The following is a 25,479-nucleotide window of genomic DNA, read 5'->3' as shown; positions in this document are numbered from 1 at the left end:
AAGTACAAATTACCGATCATAATACTTGTTTCAAAAGTTCCTTGATCTCACTGAGCATCATCGCCGTGGCCCCCCAAACGGTGTAACCGTTTAGTTTAAAGGTAGGTACCTCAATATTCGTTGCGTAAGAAGTGCTCAGTTTTTGGTTGAAGATCAATCCATCGTCCAAAAAATCCATCAAAGAAACCTCGATCAATGACTCCACTTCAGACTCTTGGGGTACAAAAGACAAGGGTCGGTCCAATATACCGAGAAAAGGTTGAACCTCATAATTGGAAGGGGGAATGTATACTGTGCTCAATGATTTTAAAATCATGATTTTTTCAGGTGGCACTCCCACTTCTTCATGAGTCTCACGAAGCGCGGTTTGTGCCAAATCGATATCGCCATCTTCTACTTTGCCGCCGGGAAAGGCGATTTGATTCGAATGAACGCCTTTATAGGTTTTCCTTAGAATGAGCAACAATTTCGTTCCGTTCTTAAAATCCGGATAAAATAGGGCCATAACACCTGCCTTTTTCGGATTTTTACCCTTCACCTGGCTTTCTTGCATCAATTTCACCCGTATTTCCGGTGCCATTTTGAAATGGGCCATTTCACCCGGTAAGGGTAGATCTTTTATTTTTGGTATTCTTTGGGAAAATAAATCGAAATCCATGTACTTCAAAAGAATCACTATACTTACAATATTACCACTATTTATTTTGGCCGCCTGTAAAGAAGAGGCCCATAAAAAATCGAATGCAAAAGTACCTACAACCCAAAAAACAGATTCGATTATCGAGAAAAAAAAACCTAGAGAGGATCCCAAGGAGGCTTTTAGACTTGATGAAGAAAATGCCATTGATTTTTTCTTCGATTATCAAAAAGACCTCCCGAACAACGTAAGGGTAAGGTTGACGACCAGTTTGGGAAATTTTACCGTTCAACTATACGACAATGTACCCTACCACAAGGCAAATTTCATCTACTTGGCCAAAAAGGGCTATTTCGACGATTCGCAATTTCATCGGGTCGTCAAGAATTTTATCATTCAAGGCGGAAATTCAGATGATAGGTTCATTGCCGACAAACGTCGTGAAATCGGTCGCTACCTGTTACCGCCCGATACCAGAAAAGGCTATAAACACCATCGCGGTACGCTATCGATGCCCAGCAGTGAAATCAATAACCCACATATGTTGGCCTCGCCCTATGAATTTTTTATCGTCGTTACCAAACCGGGATCCTATCATCTGGATGGTGATTACACGCCTTTCGGAAAAGTTGTAGAGGGTATGGACATCGTGGACAAAATCAACAATGTACGTGTCGGAAAAGGCGATTGGCCTTTTCAAAATGTCTACATAAAAAAGGCCGAGGTACTTGATTAACATAAGTTCGATTTAATATCGAGCATTTTTAATGGTCAAAGCCCCATAAACCGACTTATGTGCCCTCGAGCGCAGTAGAGAGGTAGATAAAACCCGAAATTTTGAATGAGGTCTCGACTGCGCTCGACCGGTCATGGGTCTGTAAACAACTTAAAATCAATATATACTATTGGGAAGTTATATCGAATTCGTGTTGATTAGTTTTATGACCAAAGCTACTGCTCCACTTTATAGATATTCGGTAAGGATACCTTAAAAACTACGGCGAACAGCCGAATGCCTATTACGATCAGAATGGCCCCGATATAGGCATAAATGTCTTCAATCGGAAGCTTTCTAAGTAAAAAATAGCTGGCTCCACCCAAGATACAGGCGGTCGCATAGATTTCTTTTCGGAAGATAACAGGTATTTCGTTGCACAATATGTCCCTGATAACACCTCCAAAGCTCGCCGTCATCGTCCCTAGGGCAATGCACATTATTGGAAGTAATCCCGCCGAGAGTCCTTTTTCAACACCGACCATGGTATAAAGTCCGATGCCGATAGTATCGAACAGAAATAAGGATTTTCTGAAATATTTGAGCCTTTTGCGAAACAAAATCCCAAAGATAACGGCACCAAAGATTACAAAAACGTAGATGGGGTCTTGCATCCAACCCACAGGGGTATTTCCGATAAGGATATCGCGCAAGGTGCCCCCGCCAACCGCCGTGACAAAAGCAATAATGAATACTCCGAACACGTCAAGTTTTTTATCCATGGCGACCAAGACCCCTGAAATGGCGAAGGAAATGGTTCCGAGTATGTCAACGGTCAAATAGAACATAAAGATCGGGAATTAGGCGTTGAATGTTGAAAAATATACTTTTTTTCGGAGTATTCTTTTGGGTTCGTAACACTTTTCAGAGTCGTTGGGTATAGTAGTTATAATCCTTAATTATGATGTCTACGAACTCCAACGGTTTTAGATCGGAAGATATATCGGCCACTTTTTTTATCCTATCGCTTAGCGAAAGTATGACGTTATGATTGCCATTTCGCCTGGCCGAATCGAAAAGTTCTTTGATCGTCTGCATTTCACGATCCTTGAAAACCGTCACCTGAGGAAACCTTGGCGTATAATCTTCGGGTAATTCCCTCAAGAGGGTATCTTTCAAGGTAACCCTCTTCTTTTCACTGATCACGGTAGTGCTCGCGGCGATATCGCCCACCCTTTGCCCTTTTCCTCGGATCAATATGGTCAAGACCGCTACCCCACCTGAAGTCAGCGAAACATCGATTATCCGCAGTATCCATCGCACGAAATAATTTGAAAAATTAGGTTTGGATCCATCGATTTTCACCACCCGAATGTGCATGAGGCTCTTACCAACAGTTTTGCCATCCATAAAGGTCTCGAGCAGCAAATAGTACAAAAAAGCCGGAAGGCCTAAAACAAGATAAAGTGCCCACATGTCTGAAAAATCGATGTCAAGCGCAAGCAATAACCATATCATCAAAATGGTGTAGACCAAAATGATGAAACTATCGATGATATAGGCCAACATTCGGTCGCCAAGGTGTGCCGTGTTCTGGTGGATCGTAATGTTTTGGGCAGTCTCTATTTGAAATTGTTCCATATTTTACTTCCTTTGAAGAAGGTATTATTCCGGCTTTGAACGTATGTATTGTATACTTTTTCGCACTTAGTTTCGTTAATTTCGATAGCTATTTGGAACAAAATCGGGCCAATCCCATTTTATACTCGAAGTCGTTTTTTAAATCCGGTCAATTTCTCTAACCATAACAATTCATGCGCGAAGCTGCCTTTGTAAAACAAAATAAGGACAAATGGGCCACTTTTGAAAGCGCACTGTCAAACAAAACGAAGTTATCGCCCGATGTATTGTCCGACCTCTATATAGAAATCACCGATCACCTCAGCTACGCCAAAACCTTTTACCAAGGTAGCAATACCGAGTTTTACCTAAACGGTCTGGCCGCTCAGGCCCACCAGAAAATTTATAAGACCAAGCGTGAGCCGAAGAACCGGATCCTCGAGTTTTGGAAAACCGAATTCCCGACACTTTTCTATCACCATCATCGCGAATTGCTCATCGCCTTTTTGGTCTTCGTTTTTTTTACTATCGTAGGCGCTTTTTCCGCGGCCGACGATGCCGATTTTGTCCGCGCGATACTTGGCGACGGGTATGTTAACATGACCCTGGAAAACATTGAAAAGGGCGACCCCATGGCCGTTTATAAGCAAATGGGCGAATTCAATATGTTCTTGGGCATCACCATTAACAATATACGTGTGGCATTGATGGCCTTTGCCTACGGTATTTTTCTAGGAATCGGCACGTTGATGATCATGTTGCAAAATGGCATCATGCTCGGTAGCTTTCAATATTTCTTCTATGAAAAAGGATTGCTGTGGGAATCGGTGCGAACCATTTGGATCCATGGTACCATAGAGATTTCGGTAATCATCATAGCGGGCTGCGCCGGATTGGTTCTGGCAAACGGCTTATTGTTTCCCGGCACCTATTCGCGTCTGGAATCATTCAAGAGAGGTGTCAAGAACGGTTTGAAAATAATGATCAGTACCGTTCCCTTTTTCATCATTGCCGGATTTTTGGAAGGTTTCGTGACCCGCCATACCGAAATGCCCGACGGGTTGGCCATTTTGATAATAGCCGTTTCGCTGGCAGCCATAGTATATTACTACATACTTTATCCCATAAAACTGAATAAAAAACCGAACTTATGACCGATCAATACATCGAATTCAAAAAGCAGCGTGAACTCGGGGAAGTGCTTTCTGACACCTTCGCTTTTCTCCGCACCGAGTTCAAACCATTCATGGCCACATTCTTTAAGATAGTCGGGCCTTATATCATGATTATGGTCATCGCACTGGCCATGTATATGTACTATATCGGCAATAGCTTCAGTCTTTTGATGTTCAATAACGATGCCGTACCCAACGTACTTTTGATATTGTTGATCGGCGGACTCTATGTGATTTCCATAATTGCAGTCTACACAATGGCCCAGTCGACCGTATTGCACTATATTAAATCGTATGCCAGCGGCAAGGGAAAAATAGACTTTAATACGATCAAGTCTGATGTGTACGCCACTTTTTGGAAGTTTATCGGAATGGGATTTTTGGTTGTCGTATGCGTAGCGGCAGGTCTGATGTTCTGCTTTATCCCAGGCATATACCTCTGGGTGCCGTTATCGTTGGCCTTTGCCATAATGGTCTATAACAGACTTTCGGTCACCGATGCCTTTAGTTATAGTTTTACGTTGGTCAAAGACCACTGGTGGATCACTTTTGCCACACTATTGGTAACCGCCATAATCGTAATGATCGCAAGCTATGCATTTGCGCTGCCCACAATGATCTATAATTGGTTAAAGATGGGCATGTTTTCGGGCGAGGTCGATGCCGAGGGTATTATGGATGTCTTCAAAGATCCCATTTATATTTTATTGAACATCGTCGGTACCGTTGCACAATTCTTGCTCAACATCATTTCGATCGTGGCCGGGGTCTTTATTTATTTCAATTTGAACGAAAGAAAGAATTTTACGGGCACCTACGAACGTATCGAAAGTTTGGGGGAAAATAGGGACTACTAGGCATGCGCAAACATTTTCTTCTTTTTCTTTCTTTGGTCTTGTTGGTTAGCGTTACGGTCGCCCAACAAGATTCTACGGTTACGGTCAAATATGATAACGGCCGATTAACGGTTAGAGAGATACAGGAAGATGATCTGCAAGCCTATCGAAACAATCCTGATTTTGATTATGAAACCATCAAAAGAGATCGAACGTGGTGGGACGATTTCAAGACCTGGTTCTACAACCTGATATCCCGGTTCTTTGAATGGCTTTTCGGGGTGGAAAAGGCCGCGGGATTTTTACAGGTCTTCTTCCGTATACTGCCCTATGTGCTTTTAGCGCTATTGCTTTTTATACTGATAAAATTTTTCTTGAACGTCAATGCCAGCACCCTAAAACAGGCCAAAAAGAACGAGGCGCTGGTAGCATTGTCGGAAGAAGAACATATCATCAAGAACGAAGACATTCAACAATTGATCCAAAAGGCGTTGCTGGATAAGGACTATCGCATGGCCATACGATATTATTACCTTTATATCCTACAACTGATGACCGACAACGAAGTCATTGCTTGGGAGCTTCAAAAAACCAATTTTGATTATCTGAACGAAATAGACGATCAGACCTTGAAACAACCTTTCGGTGTGATTACCCGATGGTACGATTATATATGGTACGGTAATTTCAATATTGACGAGGCCAACTACAGAATTGCGGAAAAAGATTTCGAATCCCTTCAAAAAACCTTGAAAAATGGTTAAAAAAGGAAGGGTATATATCGTCATCGCCATATTCACATTGGCCCTTTTGATGCTCCTGCAATACAATAGCGATAAGGAAATCAATTGGTTTCCGTCATACGTGGCGCAACACAAGATACCCTATGGCACCTATGTGTTCAACGACATTGTGAACAAAACGTTCGGAGAGAAGATACGACAGGTCACGGTGCCGCCTTTTGAATTTTTGAATGAAGGACAAGAAACCGAAGGAACCTATTTTTTCGCCAATGAGAATATTGATTTCGGTGAGAGTGAATTGAATTCCCTGCTGGATTGGACTTCCAAGGGAAATACCCTGTTCATAGCTTCCCGGCAGTTCGAGGAAGTTTTTTTGGACACTTTGAACCTTGAGATATCAAATTTGTATTCCGGTTTCGGGGAAGGGCAAAAACAATTTCATCGTTTGGTACATCCCAAATTAAAAACGGAAGAAGGATATTCGTTCGAAAAAGATAGTTATGCTACCTTCTTGAACAAAATAGACACTTTGAAAACCACTGTTATCGGTACGGTGGATTTTTTCAATGAGGATGGCTCGGCACAGGAAAAGAACTTTAACGTTGTCAAGCAACCTTTCGGAAAGGGTGAAATTTATCTTTCGACATTCCCAAAAGCGTTTACCAATTATTTTATCCTTCAAGAAAGCAATAAAGATTATACCGCGGGCCTGTTATCATATCTTGATGGCTCGCGGACCATTTATATCGACAACTACTACAAATCGGGCAAAGCGCGCTACACCTCGCCAATGCACATTTTTCTGAACACAAAAGAATTCAAATGGGCCTATTACATCGCGTTGATCGGAGCTTTGCTTTACGTGGTTTTCGAGGGAAAACGAAAACAAAGGGCGATACCTGTAGTGCTTCCCTTAAAAAACCAAACGCTGGCCTTTACCCGAACGATCGCCGATATGTATTTTGAAAAGGGAGAGGCCCAAGCGATCTCTGAACATAAGATCGCCTATTTTATGGAATATATACGTTCGCATTTATATATGGGCACCGAAGAACCCAATGACGAATTTTATCGCAATCTGGCTTCGCGTAGCAATCAGACCGTCGATGATGTCAAGGCACTCTTCAAGCTAATGGAGCGTATTAAAAAAAGTGACTCTTTGGCTGACAGCGAACTGCTTAAACTAAATACACTGATCGAAAACTTTAAACAAAAAGCTTATGGAAAATAATGAAACACCGAATGACGACCTGAACTTTGACAATCGTATTCCGTTGGAAGAGCTTAGAAAAGCCGTTGCCGCCATCAAGGCCGAACTTGCCAAAGTCATCGTTGGCCAAGAGAATTTCATCGAATTGTTGATCGTCTCGCTTTTGGTCGACGGCCATGTGTTGATCGAAGGCGTACCGGGCATTGCCAAGACGATAACCGCCAAACTTTTCGCCAAAACCCTGAAAACGGATTTCAGCCGCATTCAGTTCACGCCCGACCTGATGCCGAGCGATATTTTGGGCACCTCGGTTTTCAATGTGAAAACATCTGAATTCGAATTCAAAAAAGGTCCAATCTTTTCGAACATCATCTTGATCGACGAGATCAATCGCGCCCCTGCCAAGACGCAGGCGGCCATGTTCGAGACTATGGAAGAACGGCAAGTTACCATGGACGGCACGACCTATAAAATGGATACGCCCTTTATGGTGCTCGCCACGCAAAACCCCATCGAGCAAGAAGGCACCTATGCATTGCCCGAAGCACAATTAGATCGGTTTATCTTCAAAATAAAGATCGATTATCCGACCACGGATGAAGAAATACGTATTATACAGACCCATCATGAGCGAAAAGGCTCTGAACCGCAGTCACTTATCAAAGATGTACTGAACCCTGCGCAATTGGCGGATTTCAGAACAAAGATCCAAGATATTATCGTCGAGGAAAAACTGATCAAATATATCGCCGATATCATCACCAAGACCAGAAACCATCCGCATCTCTATCTGGGCGGTTCTCCCCGTGCCTCTATTGCAACCTTGAATTCGGCGAAGGCCTTCGCGGCCGTCAATGGGCGTGACTTTGTCATCCCTGAAGATGTCAAAAGGGCATTGATCCCAGTGCTCAACCACAGGGTGATTCTGACTCCCGAACGCGAAATGGAGGGTATGACCACCGACAGCGTGATCAAAATGATTACCGAATCCGTTGAAATACCAAGATAACCAAGTGCAGTTTCTCAGGTCGTTCTACATACATAATACCTTTTTCCGGTACTTGGCGGTCTTATCGGCCTGTTTCATCATTTCGTATTGGCTTCCGGTTTTATATCCGATTGCTTGGGTCTTGACACTGCTTTTGGTCGGTCTTTTCCTGTTCGATACCTATCTGATGTATTCGATGAAGGGTATCGCGGGAAGACGAAAGCTTCCCCAGAAATTGTCGAACAGCGATCTCAATCCGATTTTGATCGAGTTCACTTCGAACTATCCTTTCAAAGCTTATGTTTCGTTGATAGACGAACTGCCCGCGCAATTTCAAAAAAGGGATTTTGAATACAAGACCGACCTGATAAAGGGTGAAAAAAAACTTTTTGAATATACGGTGCGCCCCGTAGACCGGGGCGAATACGTTTTTGGCAACCTGAACATTTTTGCATCCTCCCCATTAAAAATAGTCCGAAGGCGTTATGTTTTTCAAAAAGATCAAATGGTGCCCGTTTACCCGAGTATCATACAAATGCAACAATACGACTTCTTGGCCATAAGCAACAAACTCACCCTTTTCGGCCTCAAAAAAATCAGGCGCATCGGCCACACCCAAGAATTTGAACAGATAAAGGAGTATGTACAGGGCGATGACATTCGAACCGTAAATTGGAAAGCGACCGCCAAGCAGCACCAATTGATGGTCAACCAATTTCAAGATGAGAAAGCCCAGCCCATCTACTCGATCATCGATACGGGGCGGGTCATGAAAATGCCCTTCAACGAACTCAAACTATTGGATTACGCCATAAATTCTACGCTGGCCTTCTCGAACGTCGCCCTGAAGCGCAATGACAAAACAGGTCTGGTCAGTTTTTCAAAAAATATCGAGACCCACGTGCCGGCGGTACAGAAATTGGCACATTTGAATACTATTCTAGAGAAACTGTATAATATAACAACGGAGTTTACCGACTCCGATTTCGGCTTGTTGTATGCCCATATCAAACGTAAGATCAACCATAGAAGCTTGCTGCTTCTCTACACGAATTTTGAGCATATCTCATCGTTGAAGCGACAGCTTCCATTTCTATTGGCCATTGCCAAAAAACATGTGTTGGTCGTTATCTTCTTTGAAAATTCGGAGTTGGAAGAGCTAATCTCCGCGGATGCCGAAAATCTGCAAACGATATACCACAAGACCATAGCCGAGAAATTTTCCCTGGAAAAAAAGTTGATGCAAAGAGAGCTGCAACAATACGGTATTCAGACCATTTTGACCAAACCCGAGCAGTTGACCATCAATACTATCAACAAGTATTTGGAAATCAAGGCAAGGGGTTTGCTATAATCGATTTCGCGTTTAGGCCCAAAAATCGGTCTAATATTAATTCTTATCTTCAAGGCCGTCAAACGCCAAGCACTCATCAACAATGAAGAAATCAAATTTTCTTTTCCTTTCACTTCTTCTGTTCATTGCAGCAACATTACAAATCCATTGCCAAACCTATGCCAAGAACGGTATGGTGGTCTCTTCCGACAAAACATCATCGCAGGTCGGGGTCGATATTTTAAAAAAAGGAGGCAATGCCATCGACGCCGCGGTAGCTACGGCTTTTTCGTTGGCGGTCACACACCCCGCGGCCGGAAATATCGGAGGTGGCGGTTTCATTGTGTTTATGGACAACAACGGAAAGGTCACGACCATCGATTTTCGTGAAAAAGCACCTTTGAAAGCCTCGAACGATATGTATTTGGACGAAACCGGAAATGTCGTTGATAATAGTAACCACATGTCGGCCAAGGCCATCGGTGTGCCCGGGACCGTTGCGGGCCTCTATTTGGCACATCGTAAATATGGCAAACTTCCCTGGGCCGAAGTGGTACAACCGGCCGTCGAACAGGCAAAAAACGGATTTCCTTTCAATTGGTCACTTTATGGGGCGGCGGAATATTTTACTTCCGAAGAGAACAGAAATCCATTTATGAAGGGTTATTTTCTGAACGAGAACGAGAAAATACCCGAACCCGGAGAATGGTGGAAACAACCTGCTTTGGCAAAAACTTTAAGTCTGATCCGGGATAATGGCCATGACGGATTCTACAAAGGGGAAACGGCCAAAAATATTGCTTCATGGATGAAAGAGAACGGGGGCCTCATTACCAAAAAAGATCTGAGAAAATACGAGGCCATCGAGCGCAGCCCGATAAAGGGAAGTTATAAGGGTTATGACATTTATTCGATGCCACCTCCAAGTTCCGGGGGCGTTGCGCTGGTCGAAATGATGAACCTGATGGAATTGGCCGATTTCAAGACTATCGAATTCAATTCTGCCGCCCATTTGCATCTTGTGGCCGAGGCCATGCGGCGGGCCTTTGCCGATCGGGCCGAACATTTGGGCGACCCCGATTTTAATCCGGATATCCCGATCAAAAAGTTGACTTCAAAAAGCTTTGCTCAAAAACGTTTTAACGAAATTGACATGCATCGCGCATCGGTAAGCGATTCAACAAAATTCGGGCAGATCTATGATGGTGAAAGCACCACACATTTATCGACGATGGATGCATTCGGCAATGCCGTTTCGCTCACCTATACGCTCGAATACAGCTATGGCTCGCAAATGGGCTCCCCTCAACTCGGATTTATTTTCAATAATGAGATGGGAGACTTCAATCCACAACCGGGAATTACCAAAAATAACGGACAGATTGGCACAATGCCCAATCTAATTGCTCCTGAAAAGCGAATGCTATCGAGTATGACACCCACCATTGTCGGCAAGAACGGCAAACCTTTTTTGGTCATTGGAAGTCCCGGTGGACGTACCATTATCAATACGGTTTTTCAAACGGTCTTGAATGTACTCGAATTTAATATGCGGATAGATAAGGCCATCGAAGCCTTGAAAATTCATCACCAATGGTTACCGGATCAAATTATTTATGAGAAAGACCTAATGTCTCCAGATACTAGGCGCATACTTGAAAACATGGGCCATACCTTGGGCACGCGTAACAATATGGGTGCGCTCATGGGTATTACCTTTGATCCTGAAAAAAGACTGCTTACCGGTGCCTCTGATTCATCACAGCCCGATAGTGGGGCAGTAGGCTACTAGAAAAATAAAATGACGGGCAACATTATCTTATAAGACATCCTCATATTCTTGAAATAAAATCTTAAATTGTTACAGTCTTTAACACCTATTTTCTAACGGGTCCAATTAATTTATAATCATGAAATGCCCTTTAACGGATTTATCAACACAACCGATATGTTTTTAGGGCATTACATCTGACCATTAAAAAACAATTAAAATAAGAACAGATGAAAAAGCTATCCATTGTCTTTTCGGCAATTTTATTCACTATATGCACCACTTTATCAGCGGATTGTCTAGAGCCGCTCGAAGTGGAGAACGGATTTTTGGGCACCTGGACATTTGATGTTGAAGGAGGGGGCATCGGTTGGCTCAAAGTGCATAATGAAGAAGGTTTTTTGGATGCCGAACTTTTGTGGATCGGTGGTAGCGTACTCCCCGTTTCACATATTTATGAGGTGGACGAGAACAACATTGTCGTCACACGAACACAAGACGTAACGAAAAAGAAAAATGATAATGGCGATAATCGTGTGCATACCATTACCTATACCCTCCGAATTACCCGTATGGGTGATGAAATCACGGGTACGATGGTAGCTCCCAATTGGGATGGCAATGGTGAGAACAAGCAAAGTATCATGGGCAAACGTTTGGCCCCGGTCGGCAGCGCACCAAATCTCAATGAGGTTAAATATGGCAAGGAAATCCAACTATTCAATGGAAAAGATTTGACGGGATGGCGCATCATAAACCCTGAAAAGAAAAATGGTTTTAAAGTTAAAGATGGTCAATTGATCAATGACCCTGTACAACCAGAAGATGGCCATCATGTGAGTTACGGTAATTTACGGACCGAACAAGAATTTGAAGATTTCAACTTAAAACTGGAAGTAAACGTACCCGAGGGAAACAATAGTGGCGTTTATCTTCGTGGGCTATATGAAATACAGGTTGTAGATTCCTATGGCAAAGACCTGGATCCGCACAATATGGGCGCTGTTTACAGCAGAATCACACCAAGCGAGGCGGCAGAAAAACCGGCGGGCGAATGGCAGTCTTTAGATATCACCCTATGCAAGCGCCATATCTCGGTCATTTTTAATGGAAAGAAAATTATAGACAACCAGCCGGTCGAAGGCCCCACGGGAGGAGCCATCAGTTCGGATGTTTTTGCGCCAGGACCGATCTATCTTCAGGGCGATCATGGCAATGTAGCTTACCGTAATATTATATTGACCCCGATCCTGAATTAAATGAACGATCGACAACTGACCATTACGGCAAGTATTGTCGCCAAGCCGGGAAAAAGGGAACCCGTAAAGCAATCATTGTTAAACCTGATTCCGCCGACCTTGGCCGAACCTGGCTGTATGAACTACGACCTTCACCAAGACATTGAAAACCCTGATCGATTTTTCTTTTATGAAAACTGGAAAACAAGACAGCATTGGCTTGACCATAATGAGAGTGCCCATATCGCCGCACATAGAAAAGCTACCGAAAATATGATTCTTGAAGTAACCATCCATCAACTTAGTCCTATAAGCTAAATAAAAATAACCCCTGACATCATCTGACATTTCGACCCATAACTTTGTGGCATGTTTAACCTTTAAAACTACAAAAAGATGTCAAATGCAATCAACTGGTTCGAGATTCCGGCAAAAAACTACGAAAAGGCAAAAGGCTTTTACAATTCCGTTTTAGGTATTGAAATTAAAGACGCGCACATGCCCGAAGGTAAATATGGCATGTTTCCCTATGATGAAGACAATAATAGCGTCGGCGGGGGTCTTGTCGAAATGGAAGGTTATGAACCTTCCGCCAATGGTGTCACCATTTATCTGAACGGGGGCAATGACCTAAGCGAACCTTTGTCTCGTGTAGAGGCCGCTGGCGGCAAAGTGGTAATGCCTAAGACCGATATCGGCGAAAATGGGTTTATAGCCCAATTTATTGATACAGAGGGCAACAAAATTGCCCTTCATTCCTGGAACTAAAAATCATTGCCCAAGATAAGGTAGCGGATTCCCACAAGGTTCGCTACCTTTAATCCTATGTCACAGCTTGCAAGACTCATATCGATTTTGACACTGTTGAAATCCCGTAGGGTTTTGACGGCCACGGAGCTTTCCAATAGATTCGATGTGAGTGTACGCACCGTATATCGCGACATGCAAAAGCTTATCGAGGCGGGAGTACCGGTAATTACCCTTGAGGGCCGCGGCTACACTTTGATGGATGGTTATACGGTAGCTCCCGTTCAATTTACCGAAAAGCAGGCCAATGCCTTGATAACCGCCGAACATTTGGTCAATCAATCGAACGATTCGTCTTTCGTAAAAGATTTCGGCGAAGCGTTGACCAAGATCAAATCGGTATTTCGTTCTTCCGTTTTGGAGAAAAGCGAATTGCTCAACAACAAGATGTACGTTTTTGATACGCGCAAGCAAAATATCTCGAGCAATGCCCTATCAGAAATACAATTGGCGATAACCAATTTCAACTATGTTGAAATCAACTACCGCAAGGCCGATGACCCGAATATATCCTTCCGAAAAATTGAGCCTTATTTTATCTTCTCTACCGAAAACAAATGGATCTTAATCGCGTGGTGCTATTTAAGAAACGACTATCGCGCTTTTCGTATCGACCGTATCCAGCACTTTAAAATCCTTCCGGACCATTTTGAAGACCGTAAGTTTTCGATTCAAGATTATATCAAGCGTGAACATGAAGAAGCTTTACGCGAGAACAATGGTAGTATCTAAATTGCCCAAGAAAATGGTTTAGCGGTTACGAATTGCGAAAAATCATTATCTTCCCAAAGTCATAAAAGATATAATAATGATACGCTATTTCTTTATAACGCTTTTTACCTTTTCACTAAGTATGACCTTCACGGTCGCTCAAGAAGCGATAACGGGTTTTGTTACCGAAAATGCAAAAAAACAGTTGACTCTTGAAAAAGCCTTTGAGGCCAAGTTGTCGGCGGATAATTTGGACCAATGGATGCAGTTGATGTCTGCCGAACCTCATTGGGTCGGCACCGAATATGGAGAAAAGAATGCAAAATGGATTGAAAAACAGTTCAAGTCATGGGGGTATGAAACAAAGATTGAAACCTATCATGTATTGTTCCCGTATCCCAAAATCAGGGTTTTGGAAATGACCGGCCCTACGGAATACAAAGCCAAACTGACCGCTGTTCCCGTAGAGGGAGATGAGTTCACGGCACAGGGCGATGCACTATTGCCCAGCTATAATGCCTTCTCTACCGATGGCGATGTCGAGGCCGAATTGGTCTTTGTCAACTATGGCATTCCAAAGGATTATGAAGAGTTGGAAAAATTGGGTATCGACGTCAAGGGAAAAATCGTCATCGCCAAATATCAAGGTTCATGGCGGGGCATCAAGCCAAAACTGGCAGCGGAAAAAGGGGCGATAGGCTGCATTATCTATTCCGACCCGCAAGATGATGGGTATGTTCGCGGAGATGTTTATCCCAAAGGTGCCTTTAAGAACAAGACTGGGGTACAAAGAGGTTCGGTAATGGATATGCCTACGTACCCCGGAGACGTTTTGACTCCCGGTTATGCGGCGACCGAAGATGCACAACGTTTGGATCGCAAAGATGCACCCACGATTACCAAGATACCTGTGCTCCCCATTTCCTATGAAGATGCCCAACCATTATTGGCCGCTTTGGAGGGTCCCGTAGCTCCCAATTCTTGGAAGGGAGGGCTGCCCATAACCTATCATGTGGGTCCCGGACCGGCTAAAGTACATTTGAAACTTGAATTTGACTGGCAATTGAAGCCCGCCCATAATGTTATCGCAATAATGAAGGGAACCGACTATCCTGATCAATGGATCATGCGTGGCAACCATCATGATGCATGGGTCCATGGCGCGAACGACCCTGTAAGCGGAATGGTCGCGTTGATGGAAGAAGCACGGGCCATAGGCGAATTGGCCAAGAAAGGACAAAAACCAAAAAGGACTTTGGTTTATGCAGCATGGGATGCCGAAGAACCCGGACTTATAGGTTCTACAGAATGGGTAGAAGACCATAAAGCGGAATTACAACAAAAGTTGGTGGCCTATATCAATACCGATGGCAACGGCCGAGGATTCTTAGGTGCAGGAGGGTCACATTCCCTTCAAAAAATGGTCGGTGAGGTGGCAAACGCCGTTGCGGATCCCCAACGTAGCGTTTCTATTCGAGAAAGAAGAATGGCGCTAGACCAAGTAAGAGGGGGCAACGACAAATTCGAACTCTATGCGCTCGGCTCAGGATCCGATTATACCCCATTTATACAACATGCCGGTATCGCCGCACTAAATTTGGGGTTTGGAGGTGAAAATAGCGGGGGCGAATACCACACGATCTACGATACGTATCCACATTATAAAAGATTTAAAGACCCCGGATTTGCCTACGGGGTGGCCTTGGCAAATACGGCCGGAAGAATAACGTTACGTTTGGCCAATGCCGATGTCTTGCCCTTTGAGTTCGAACAGTGGCATTCAACCGTTTCGGGTTACTTGGACGAAATCATGAAAAACACCGAATCAATGCGGTCAGATGTTGAAAAGCACAATTCGATGGTCGATAAAAACCTTTTCGAACTGGCGGCAGATCCTACGAAGCCCTTTAAAAAACCAGAAAAAAAAGATGCCGTCCCCTACTTGGATTTCAGTGCTCTGCAAAATATCATGGCCGAACTGAATTCAAGTATCTCGGAGTTTTCTAAAACGGATATCTCAAAATTATCCGTTCAAAAACGAAACGACCTCAATAAAAAATTGATGATGGCCGAACACAAACTGACTTCCGAGACCGGACTGCCGAGACGCTCGTGGTACAAACACCAAATCTATGCCCCTGGATTTTATACAGGTTATGGCGTCAAGACCTTGCCGGGCGTGCGCGAAGCTATAGAACAGAAGAATTGGCAAGAGGCGCAGGAACAAATTTCAAAGGTCGCAGGTACGTTAGGGGAGTTTAAAAAACATCTCGATAAAATAAATACCATGCGTTGATACATTAATATGGAATCAAATTATACAAAAATATTCACCGGAAACTCATTTACAGCACATCAGATTGTTAGCCATCTGCACGGCATGGGTATTGAAGCCATTGTAAAAGATGAAGCGGAATCAGGGCGTTTGGCAGGGTTTGCTACCACCTCTGCAGGTCTGGTCGACATTTTTGTGCATAAAGATGAGGTAGAAAAAGCAGTGCCAATAGTTGAAAAACTATCGGATGAATAAATTCAAAGGTTAAAATTTTGGAATCCCCTCTTTTGCCAAAGTAAATTCGTGTATCAAATCCTCCACGATTTGAGCGGCAGGCTTAATGTCATGGATCAAGGCAGATACCTGTCCGATTTCAAGTTCACCTTCCTCAAGGTCGCCCTCGAACATGCCCTTTTTGGCACGTGCCCTACCAAGTAGTTCTTTCAATTGTTGTATGGAAGCCCCATTGGCATATGCATTCTGTACATCGTGATAAAACTTGTTCTTGATCAAACGGACCGGGGCCAATTCTTTAAGGGTCAATTGGGTATCTCCTTCACTGGCTTCGATAACTTTCTGTTTGAAAAGTTCGTGAGACGATGCCTCATGACTAGCCACGAACCGACTACCGACCTGTACCCCATCGGCGCCCAAGACCATAGCCGCCAACATGGCACGTCCTGTTCCTATTCCTCCCGCCGCGATCAAGGGTATTTCTATTTTTTCCTTTACCGCCGGAATCAATACCATGGTCGTTGTCTCATCCCTACCATTGTGTCCCCCGGCCTCAAAACCTTCCGCCACAATTGCGTCGACGCCAGCTTCCTGCGCTTTTAGTGCAAACTTAACGCTACTGACCACATGTACAACGGTAATTCCATTTTCTTGCAGAAAAGAGGTCCAGGTCTTTGGATTTCCCGCAGAAGTGAAAACGATTTTGACTCCCATTTCAACAATGACATTCATGATTTCATTGATATCCGGATAGAGCATGGGTACGTTAACTCCAAACGGTCTGTCGGTCGCCTGTTGACATTTTCGAATATGGTCGCGAAGCACCTCGGGATACATGGATCCCGCACCGATCAAACCCAGCCCCCCGGCGTTGGATACCGCCGAGGTCAAGCGCCAACCACTTGCCCAGATCATTCCGGCTTGAACTATAGGGTATTCTACTCCAAATAATGTGGTTATCCTGTTTTGCATAAAAAATATCTATTCAAGTGTAATCTAGGACGCTTTAAAAATTTCATTTGCCCTAGAGACTACTCACGAGCACAATAAAAAATCAAGAAATTACCCCTGAGCCCAATAATTCATGCCCAATGTACCAAGCTACAAATTGCCCTTCAGTAATGGCGGACTGCTCGTTGTCAAAATCGACATAAAGTCCGCTATCGATTTTATAGAGGGTCGCTTTCTCCAATGGCTGGCGGTATCGAATGCGAGCTTCTACTTTTAGGGTTTCGTCCATTTTTAATCTTAAATCAGGGCGCACCCAATGAATTTCTTCCTCTTTAACAAAAAGCGTCTTGCGATACAATCCTGGGTGTGATTTACCTTGACCGGTATAGATGATGTTCTTTTCAACATCGGTCTCTATGACGAATAGTGGTTCTTTGGTTCCACCCACGTCAAGTCCCTTTCGTTGACCTTTCGTGAAGTAATGGGCTCCTTGATGTTCTCCGACTACCCTACCATCGTTAACATTGTAAACCGGTTTTTCCGAAAAGAAAGCAAGTTCATCTAGTTTCGTATCAAAGTAAGGTTTTGACCTACTATACTGTGCAACGTTGGAAGGAACTTCTACAATAACGCCTTTCCTTGGTTTCAATTTTTGTTGAAGAAACTCGGGCAAGCGCACTTTACCAATAAAGCATAAGCCTTGGGAATCTTTTTTATCGGCGGTGACCAAGTTATTATCATAGGCAATCTGACGCACCTCCGGTTTGGTCAACTCGCCGATAGGGAACAATGTTTTTGCCAATTGTTCCTGTGATAGTTGGCATAAAAAATACGACTGGTCCTTATTACTATCTTTACCCGCCAACAGTCGATAGGTTTCCGAACCATCATTATTTTTCAAAACTCCTTTGCGACAGTAATGCCCGGTTGCTACGAAGTCGGCTCCCAGTTGCAAGGCTATCTTGAGAAAGACATCGAACTTGATTTCCCGATTACACAAAACATCGGGGTTCGGGGTTCGGCCCATTTCATACTCTCTGAACATATAGTCTACGATGCGCTCTTTATACTCCTTGCTCAGATCGATGGTCTGAAACGGAATTCCCAGTCTCTCGGCTACAATGAGCGCATCATTACTATCCTCAAGCCATGGACATTCTTCAGAAATTGTGACGGTATCATCATGCCAATTCTTCATAAAAAGGCCGATGACCTCGTATCCTTGATTCTTCAATAGATAGGCGGCAACACTTGAATCCACTCCTCCTGAAAGTCCGATTACAACTTTTTTCATAGGCTTGATAACAAGGACAAAAATACGAAAAATGATGACCTCTAATGGGGTGGGTTAGATTTGAAAAGGCAAACATCAAAATCATGATGGTTAGCATACAAAAAACGAAACTTGACAACTATTAATTTTTTCTGAAGGTAATACAATGCATCTTTGAAGTCCCAAATCTTACCAAACTAAACCTACTTAATGCTAAAAGCCCCGACTATTCGTCGGGGCTTTTTGTATTCATCTACCTTCAGTTTAAAAATAAAAAAACGCCCCAATGGGGCGTTTTTAACTTCAGGAATGCTTTCAATGCCTATTTTCTTGACATTACCTTTTTTACGATTCTTTCCGAACCAGTATGTATTATGAGCACATAAACATCAGGTGCCAATCGATTCACATTGAACCTAAGCTCGTTAGAGCCCTTTTTAACGAATCTACTGTCATCACTAAGAACTGTTCTGCCATTCATATCGTACATCCTAATATTAAGCTTTGCATCATAATTGATCTTGATGTTTAAGTTCAAGTCATTTACAAAGGTCAACGGATAGGCCTTCACAACAGTTTCGGAAACGGTGATACCAGGATTAGGATCACCAAGAGTACTTGAATCTGTATTGGTGGTATTATCCTCTACAATAAAGACTTCTTCCGATTCTTGTTCTTCTTCTGGTTCATCAACCGATACTTCCGTATCAACTATAAACACTTCTTCTACCGTTTCCTCTTCGGTAACTACAACACCTTCCGTATCACCTTCGGCAATGGTAACTTCAAGACTAACGGTACAACCATTCGCATCGGTTATGGTAGCCGTATAAGTACCTGCGCCCAATCCTTCAACGCTCGCGGTAGTTTCACCATTGCTCCATTCATAATCATAAGGTGCCGTACCACCCACAGCAATGGCCGTAGCAGAACCATCATGAGCTCCAAATGCGCTAATATCATTAGTTACATTGATACTACAACCCAATACATTAGGACCGGATATCATGACGGAACACTCAGAGGTCGCACCAGTGGCATCCATCACTACGACCGTATGATATCCTACACCCAGATTATCCGCAGTATTATCGCTTGAAAAACCGCTACCATCCCACGAATAGGTATATGGTGCATATCCTCCATAAGCATTGACCGACGCTACGCCATCTTCACTGCCTGCACACGTAGCGGGTGAAACCTGACCTGCGCTACAGATAAGATTTTTGTTGATCATTATCTCGCAACTAGTCCATCCACAACCATTACTATCGGTTACGGTCACCGTATGTGGTCCGTATGTTAGCATTGTTGCGGTCTGAGTAGTTTCACCATTGTCCCAGAGGTAAGTGTAGGATCCACTTCCACCGATAGGATTGACGGTTGCCACGCCATCTGCTGACAAATAATTACTTGCCAAGGCATCTTGCGTAATACTACAACTCATTTCACCTGTTCCTATCACCTCTATCCAACATTGCGATGTTGCACCGGTAGAATCCATCACTGTTACGCTGTGAGTACCTACACTTAGGTTATCATTGGTATCATTGCTTGTATAGGCTCCTCCGTCCCATGAATAAGTATAAGGTGCATATCCTCCGTAGGCTTTTACCGAGGCCACACCACCACCAGTGGTACATCCTGCCGGTGAATCAAGTGTTATACCACAAATCAAGACCTTATTGATATAGATCTCGCATTCGGTTTCATGACCATTTGAATCCTTTATCAGCACCGAGTGCACACCGTAGGTCAGGGCAATCGCCGTTTGTGTAGTCTCACCGTTGTCCCATAGATAGGTATAAGCCCCAGATCCACCTTCAGCATATACCGTTGCTGATCCATCATTTGACAAATAGTTTGAAGCAAGTTCTATCTGGCTAATACTGCAGGTCAAATCATTCGGACCGGTGACCATTACGGAACATTCAGTTGTATTACCTACCGTGTCCATTACTGTCACCGTATGATATCCAACATTTAGGTTACTAACGGTACTATTGTCTGAAAAGGCAGCGCCGTCCCAAGAGTAGGTATAGCCTGGATAACCACCGAATACGGTTACCGTAGCCTGCCCATCACTACCTCCTGCATAACTTACGGGGGAATCGAGCCTCACACTGCATATTATATTTTTCTGTATAAAAATCTCGCATGAAGTCTCTCCACAACCATTTAAATCGACAACGTTTACCGTATGCATGCCGTAGGTCAACTGATTCGCCGTTTGGGTGGTCTCGCCATTGTCCCAAAGGAAGGAATAAGATCCGCTTCCTCCAACAGGGGTCACTGTAGCAACACCATCAGCTGTTTGAAAATTTGTTGCCAATTGGTTTTGTACAATTCCACAACTCAAGTCGACCGCTCCACCACCTGGTACATCGATGTAGCATTGTGTCGTAGCCCCAGTTTCGTCCATAACGATTACAGTATGGTTTCCAGCACTGAGGGCCGAATTGGTCGGGCTGGCGACAAATGGGCCACCGTCCCACGAATACGAGTAATCACCGTAGCCTCCAAATGCCGTGACCGTAGCCACTCCATCATTGCCTCCGGCACACGTTGCCGCAGATACGAGACTAACACCACAAATCAAATTCTTACTAATGAAAATTTCACAGGTTGTTTCGCCACATTCAGCATCGGTAACTGTAACCGAATGCATGCCATAGGTCAACTGGGTCGCGGTCTGGGTGGTCTCGCCATTGTCCCAGAGATAGGTATAGTCTCCCGATCCGCCCATTGGCGTGACCGTGGCCACACCATCGGCTGCTTGAAAATTCGTTGCAAGTTCATCTTGTACGATACTGCAACTCAACATTTCGTATGATCGAACCGTAAAAGCTTCTGAAGTTGCCTCACACCCTTGATCATTGCTCACCTGTACTGTGTAGCTGCCAGCATCTACTGTTATCATTTGCGTGGTTTCTCCAGTAGACCAAAGATAGCTGGTATAGCCGGCTCCTGCGTCTAAGGTTACTCCATTACCGTCATAACAGTAGACATTGTTCCCTGTAATATTGGGTTCTGGGGCGTCCTCTATGTTTATCGTAACGGTGGCGCTGTCCTCGGGGCAGGTCTGCGTGGCAGCGTGCGTATAGGTGTACACGCCGGCAGCGTCGGGGCCGCTCCAGGTACCGCCCTCATCCGCCGTCGCGCCCAGCGCGGCGAACAGTTCCGCTTCCGTGGGGGCGGCGTCGCCCTCGCACAGCGCGATAGTTCCGTTTTCCCCTGCTTCCTTGGGCTCTTCGTAGCTCACCGTTACCGTGGCGCTGTCCTCGGGGCAGGTCTGCGTGGCAGCGTGCGTATAGGTGTACACGCCGGCAGCGTCGGGGCCGCTCCAGGTACCGCCCTCATCCGCCGTCGCGCCCAGCGCGGCGAACAGTTCCGCTTCCGTGGGGGCGGCGTCGCCCTCGCACAGCGCGATAGTTCCGTTTTCCCCTGCTTCCTTGGGCTCTTCGTAGCTCACCGTTACCGTGGCGCTGTCCTCGGGGCAGGTCTGCGTGGCAGCGTGCGTATAGGTGTACACGCCGGCAGCGTCGGGGCCGCTCCAGGTACCGCCCTCATCCGCCGTCGCGCCCAGCGCGGCGAACAGTTCCGCTTCCGTGGGGGCGGCGTCGCCCTCGCACAGCGCGATAGTTCCGTTTTCCCCTGCTTTAGGGGCTTCATAAACTTCAACTATTTTTGAACAAATTGTTTCAACAGTGCCCCCCGTCACAGGGAGACCAATAGTAACCTGTACTTGAAATGAGCCATCATTGTTTCCCGGATCAACCGTAACAGACTGATCATTGTTTATCCCCACAATGGACGCCCCCGACGTATTATTTATAAGTTCCCAACCAAAAGTTGTCCCTAAATCAGTTTGAGCCTCAAATATTAAATTACTACCTTCAACAGCACATGTGGAATCGGGTCCTGTTATGTCACATGTAGGAGGTGATTGAACAGCCGAAGCCTGTAACTGGACTTCTTTGTTACCACATCCATCTAAACCAACGCAGTCATCAACAAACATATGATATGGACTACCCGAAATTGCTGTAGCGGAATTCCCTACTCCCCATATTTCTTTCGCAGCAATGTGACCGCCCCACGCTAAAACAACCGTACTGGCCGAAGCAACAAAATCTATCTTAAGATAGGAAGATGCAGCAGCCAAATCGAGGTCATCCTGAGCTGTATAACTCATTGAAGATATTGTACCATTAAATATTGACATTTCACGCTCCGAAGGTGCTAAAGAATTAAATGCGTTAGTTGGTTGATTTGGAGTACCGCTGTCGGTAGCATTTGGAGAAGGTATAGCATACCGGTTTTCCGTTGGTGATGTATTATCCAATGCCGTATTATCTAAAGGGTCGATTACCTCAGGAGAATGACCGAAGGCACTATGGTTGCCATTATGGTCATAAGATGTCAAATAATCTATCGCGTGTTCATTGACACCCTTTTTAGTATCCCATCCAATGGAAACAGAGTAAGAACTTCCCGGCACTAAATTGACAACTTCCAAATGGTATGGAATTGTCATACATTCTATGTAGTGTGCCTTAGCCGCATTGACATTTCCAGTTACCCAATCCACTGGATTATCAATACTAGACAAACTACCATTTGCCGCTTGTTCAAGCTTTTCGATCTTTTGTGCTGAAATATTTACGCAAACCAATAAGGATGCAAGCAGCACGAAATTTTTTAAGACCTTTAATAATAAGAAGTAAAGAAATTTACCCATGATAAAGTTTTTTGATTTAGTTATAACTTTACCATAACAAAAAAGACTAATGTCGAACTGATAAGCGTGGGGTCTTACAAGTCAACAAAACATGAAATAGCAAAAAACGCTTCTCGTGAAGAATTATAAACTAGTCGGGGGAAGAATTATAGAGTAAAAGTTCAAATCAATATATCGAGAATATCGGAATCTTGACTATTGCCAATGGTTTTGTTATGTTAAAGTTCTTAATATTTTTTGATAACGTTAACATTGTATTAATATTATCGATGAAATGCACAAAAATCCCTTAAAATGAAAAAACTCCTTTGATGATAAAGGAGCTTTTGTATTGTATGCAATAAGGATATTATCGTTTGCCCACCTTTTTCTGCGCCTCGGCCTGCTCCATCATCTCGCGCATCTTACGCTGAAACTTACTTTCTTTTTTGGGCTTCTTTTTGTTCTCTTGTATCTGTGCATGTATCTTATCATTATCCAAAATGAAATTCTTGATTACCAACATAATTCCTATGGTAATCAGGTTCGAAATAAAGTAGTACAAACTTAATCCGCTTGCATAGTTGTTAAAGAAGAACAACATCATAAAGGGCATCAAGTACATGATGAACTTCATATTGGGCATACCGGGCTGTTGGGGCATGTTCTGGCCCGTGGTCATCATCATATAGAAGAATATCGCCACCGATGCCAAAATCGGGAATAGACTTACATGATCTCCATAAAAAGGAATACTAAAAGGTAAATGTGCAATTGCATCATATGAAGAAAGGTCGTCAGCCCACAAAAATGATTTCTGCCGCAAGGCAAACGAAGTCGGGAAAAACATGAAAAGCGCATAAAATATCGGCATTTGCAATAGTGCCGGCACACAACCGCTCATCGGGCTCACACCCGCTTTGCTATAAAGCTTCATGGTCTCCTGTTGCTTTTTCATGGCGTTATCCTTGTACTTTTCGCCCAACTCGGTAATCTCGGGTTTAAGTACTTTCATCTTTGCCTGTGACAAGTAGGACTTATAAGTAACCGGGGACATCGCCAACCGTACCAATATGGTCATTACGATAATGGCAATGCCGGCGGGTAAAAATGAACTCAAGAAAGCATAGAAAGGGGTGAAAATATAACGGTTGATCCAACCAAAAATACCCCAACCAAAAGGAATACTATCATCAAGGTCGAATCCGTCGTACTTGTCCAATACCAATGCATCGGTTGGCCCATAGTACCAGTGCATATTTTTGGAAAGTTCACCCCCCTGAATATTTAAAGGTACCAGCGAGGTATATTCCTTGGTATAGCCTTGCGACGGACTTTCTTCTTCGACCAAATTCTTGGAAGACAGTTCTGCCGATTCGAAATTCTCCTTAGTCGCTAGAATCGAGCTAAAAAAGTGCTGTCTGTAGGACAGCCATTTTATATCGGTTTCGGTTTCCTCATCATCGCTTCCCTCGGAGAGTTTACTTATTTTTCCGTCATCATGATTGTAGGTCAGTCTAGTATAACGATTTTCATACGTGACACTTTTATTATGCCGAATTCCCTTCAAATTCCATTGCATTTGCACAGGTTTGGAACTATTGATAACTCCATTCAGACCTTGAGATCTTATGGTAAAATCCACCATATAATCGTTCGGTTTCATTTCATAGCGATACTCGAGAAATTGGGTCGGCGAGGTTTTGGCCTTCATGGACAACACCTGATTTTCCCCATTTTTACTTAAAGAAGGCTCAAAATAAAGATCTTTGGTATCCAGAACCCTATTATCGGATGCCGTAAAATTCAAGCTGAAGGAAGCATTACCATCTTTTACCAAATATATGGGAACGGAATCGTAGGCCTTGAACTGCTTCATTCGGGCCTCAACGATCTGACCTCCTTTATTGCCTATCTCGAGAAAAATCAAATCGTTCTCCAATTTGGTGGTGCCTTCAGAAGGTGCCGTAAAACCAAAGGCACCTATCGTGCTTTTGTAATTGGCGACAGCTGTTGAGTCTTGAAAATCCAAAGTAGCCGCCTCACGGACCTCAGCGCTCCGCGCCTCGTTCTTTACGGCCTCGGCCTCAACGTGTTCTTGCTTGGCTTTTTGGGCTTCCAACTCTTCGGGGGTCGGTTGGTTTTGGTACATCCAAAAAAGTAGAATTCCGAAAATAAGCACAAAACCTATTATCGAATTTATATCGAGTTTCTTTTCTTCCATCTAGGTGAAATAATTAAT

General features: G+C 44.0%; 21 protein-coding genes. 14 read left to right on the top strand and 7 right to left on the bottom strand.

What is annotated here, in order from left to right:
• Positions 1-16: 16 nt before the first annotated feature.
• A complete protein-coding gene (locus tag ACEZ3G_RS15615) occupies positions 17-658 on the bottom strand; it encodes an NUDIX hydrolase (RefSeq protein WP_432426451.1) in 642 nt (213 codons plus the stop codon).
• Here ACEZ3G_RS15615 and ACEZ3G_RS15610 point away from each other — a divergent pair.
• Complete coding sequence (locus tag ACEZ3G_RS15610) at positions 657-1,373, top strand: peptidylprolyl isomerase (RefSeq protein ID WP_432426450.1); 717 nt, start codon at positions 657-659, stop codon at positions 1,371-1,373. The genes ACEZ3G_RS15615 and ACEZ3G_RS15610 overlap by 2 nt on opposite strands.
• Before the next feature lie 215 nt (positions 1,374-1,588).
• Here ACEZ3G_RS15610 and ACEZ3G_RS15605 read toward each other — a convergent pair whose 3' ends face one another.
• Positions 1,589-2,200 carry a trimeric intracellular cation channel family protein gene (locus ACEZ3G_RS15605; protein ID WP_432426449.1) on the bottom strand — a complete coding sequence of 204 codons (612 nt, stop codon included), beginning with the start codon at positions 2,198-2,200 and terminating at the stop codon, positions 1,589-1,591.
• A 76-nt stretch (positions 2,201-2,276) separates the two neighbouring features.
• A complete protein-coding gene (locus ACEZ3G_RS15600; protein WP_432426448.1) occupies positions 2,277-2,993 on the bottom strand; it encodes an RDD family protein in 717 nt (238 codons plus the stop codon).
• A gap of 173 nt (positions 2,994-3,166) precedes the next feature.
• On the opposite strand from ACEZ3G_RS15600, the gene ACEZ3G_RS15595 reads away from it, so the two are divergent.
• The 13 genes from ACEZ3G_RS15595 (at position 3,167) to ACEZ3G_RS15535 (ending at position 16,314) form a co-directional block, all read left to right on the top strand.
• Positions 3,167-4,126 (top strand): stage II sporulation protein M, encoded by a 960-nt coding sequence (locus tag ACEZ3G_RS15595; protein ID WP_432426447.1) that lies wholly within the window; start codon positions 3,167-3,169, stop codon positions 4,124-4,126.
• The gene (locus tag ACEZ3G_RS15590) at positions 4,123-5,004 is read left to right on the top strand and encodes a hypothetical protein (RefSeq protein ID WP_432426446.1); all 882 of its coding nucleotides are present in this window, start codon (positions 4,123-4,125) and stop codon (positions 5,002-5,004) included. The genes ACEZ3G_RS15595 and ACEZ3G_RS15590 overlap by 4 nt, the downstream gene beginning before the upstream one ends.
• Before the next feature lie 2 nt (positions 5,005-5,006).
• Positions 5,007-5,747, top strand: a complete 741-nt coding sequence (locus ACEZ3G_RS15585) for a DUF4129 domain-containing protein (RefSeq protein WP_432426445.1) — start codon at positions 5,007-5,009, stop codon at positions 5,745-5,747.
• Positions 5,740-6,957 (top strand): DUF4350 domain-containing protein, encoded by a 1,218-nt coding sequence (locus tag ACEZ3G_RS15580; RefSeq protein ID WP_432426444.1) that lies wholly within the window; start codon positions 5,740-5,742, stop codon positions 6,955-6,957. Before ACEZ3G_RS15585 ends, ACEZ3G_RS15580 begins: the two co-directional genes overlap by 8 nt.
• Positions 6,947-7,945, top strand: coding sequence for an AAA family ATPase (locus ACEZ3G_RS15575; protein WP_432426443.1), 999 nt, complete (start codon positions 6,947-6,949; stop codon positions 7,943-7,945). Before ACEZ3G_RS15580 ends, ACEZ3G_RS15575 begins: the two co-directional genes overlap by 11 nt.
• A 4-nt stretch (positions 7,946-7,949) precedes the next feature.
• Positions 7,950-9,278: a DUF58 domain-containing protein gene (locus ACEZ3G_RS15570; protein ID WP_432426476.1), complete on the top strand. Its 1,329-nt coding sequence runs from the start codon at positions 7,950-7,952 to the stop codon at positions 9,276-9,278.
• A gap of 82 nt (positions 9,279-9,360) precedes the next feature.
• Positions 9,361-11,049, top strand: coding sequence for a gamma-glutamyltransferase (gene ggt / locus ACEZ3G_RS15565; protein ID WP_432426442.1), 1,689 nt, complete (start codon positions 9,361-9,363; stop codon positions 11,047-11,049).
• A 209-nt stretch (positions 11,050-11,258) separates the two neighbouring features.
• Positions 11,259-12,287, top strand: coding sequence for a 3-keto-disaccharide hydrolase (locus ACEZ3G_RS15560; RefSeq protein ID WP_432426441.1), 1,029 nt, complete (start codon positions 11,259-11,261; stop codon positions 12,285-12,287).
• Complete coding sequence (locus ACEZ3G_RS15555; protein ID WP_432426440.1) at positions 12,288-12,584, top strand: putative quinol monooxygenase; 297 nt, start codon at positions 12,288-12,290, stop codon at positions 12,582-12,584.
• Positions 12,585-12,662: 78 nt separating this feature from the next.
• Positions 12,663-13,034, top strand: a complete 372-nt coding sequence (locus ACEZ3G_RS15550) for a VOC family protein (protein ID WP_432426439.1) — start codon at positions 12,663-12,665, stop codon at positions 13,032-13,034.
• Positions 13,035-13,091: 57 nt separating this feature from the next.
• The gene (locus ACEZ3G_RS15545) at positions 13,092-13,805 is read left to right on the top strand and encodes a helix-turn-helix transcriptional regulator (RefSeq protein ID WP_432426438.1); all 714 of its coding nucleotides are present in this window, start codon (positions 13,092-13,094) and stop codon (positions 13,803-13,805) included.
• A gap of 76 nt (positions 13,806-13,881) precedes the next feature.
• A complete protein-coding gene (locus tag ACEZ3G_RS15540; RefSeq protein WP_432426437.1) occupies positions 13,882-16,080 on the top strand; it encodes a transferrin receptor-like dimerization domain-containing protein in 2,199 nt (732 codons plus the stop codon).
• A 9-nt stretch (positions 16,081-16,089) separates the two neighbouring features.
• A complete protein-coding gene (locus ACEZ3G_RS15535; protein ID WP_432426436.1) occupies positions 16,090-16,314 on the top strand; it encodes a putative signal transducing protein in 225 nt (74 codons plus the stop codon).
• A gap of 9 nt (positions 16,315-16,323) precedes the next feature.
• Here the strand turns inward: ACEZ3G_RS15535 and ACEZ3G_RS15530 are convergent, their stop codons facing one another.
• The 4 genes from ACEZ3G_RS15530 to yidC all read right to left on the bottom strand — a co-directional run bounded on the left by ACEZ3G_RS15530 (position 16,324) and on the right by yidC (position 25,461).
• On the bottom strand, positions 16,324-17,265 hold the full coding sequence (locus ACEZ3G_RS15530; protein ID WP_432426435.1) for an NAD(P)H-dependent flavin oxidoreductase: 942 nt from the start codon (positions 17,263-17,265) through the stop codon (positions 16,324-16,326).
• Positions 17,266-17,347: 82 nt separating this feature from the next.
• Positions 17,348-18,538 carry a tRNA 2-thiouridine(34) synthase MnmA gene (gene mnmA, locus ACEZ3G_RS15525; protein ID WP_432426434.1) on the bottom strand — a complete coding sequence of 397 codons (1,191 nt, stop codon included), beginning with the start codon at positions 18,536-18,538 and terminating at the stop codon, positions 17,348-17,350.
• Between the two features lie 301 nt (positions 18,539-18,839).
• Positions 18,840-23,258 carry a T9SS type A sorting domain-containing protein gene (locus tag ACEZ3G_RS15520; protein WP_432426433.1) on the bottom strand — a complete coding sequence of 1,473 codons (4,419 nt, stop codon included), beginning with the start codon at positions 23,256-23,258 and terminating at the stop codon, positions 18,840-18,842.
• A 349-nt stretch (positions 23,259-23,607) separates the two neighbouring features.
• A complete protein-coding gene (gene yidC, locus ACEZ3G_RS15515; RefSeq protein WP_432426432.1) occupies positions 23,608-25,461 on the bottom strand; it encodes a membrane protein insertase YidC in 1,854 nt (617 codons plus the stop codon).
• Positions 25,462-25,479: the final 18 nt, after the last annotated feature.

Source organism: Meishania litoralis, assembly GCF_042611095.1.
Lineage (GTDB): Bacteria > Bacteroidota > Bacteroidia > Flavobacteriales > Flavobacteriaceae > Meishania > Meishania litoralis.
This window is presented reverse-complemented; position numbering and strand designations above follow the sequence as displayed.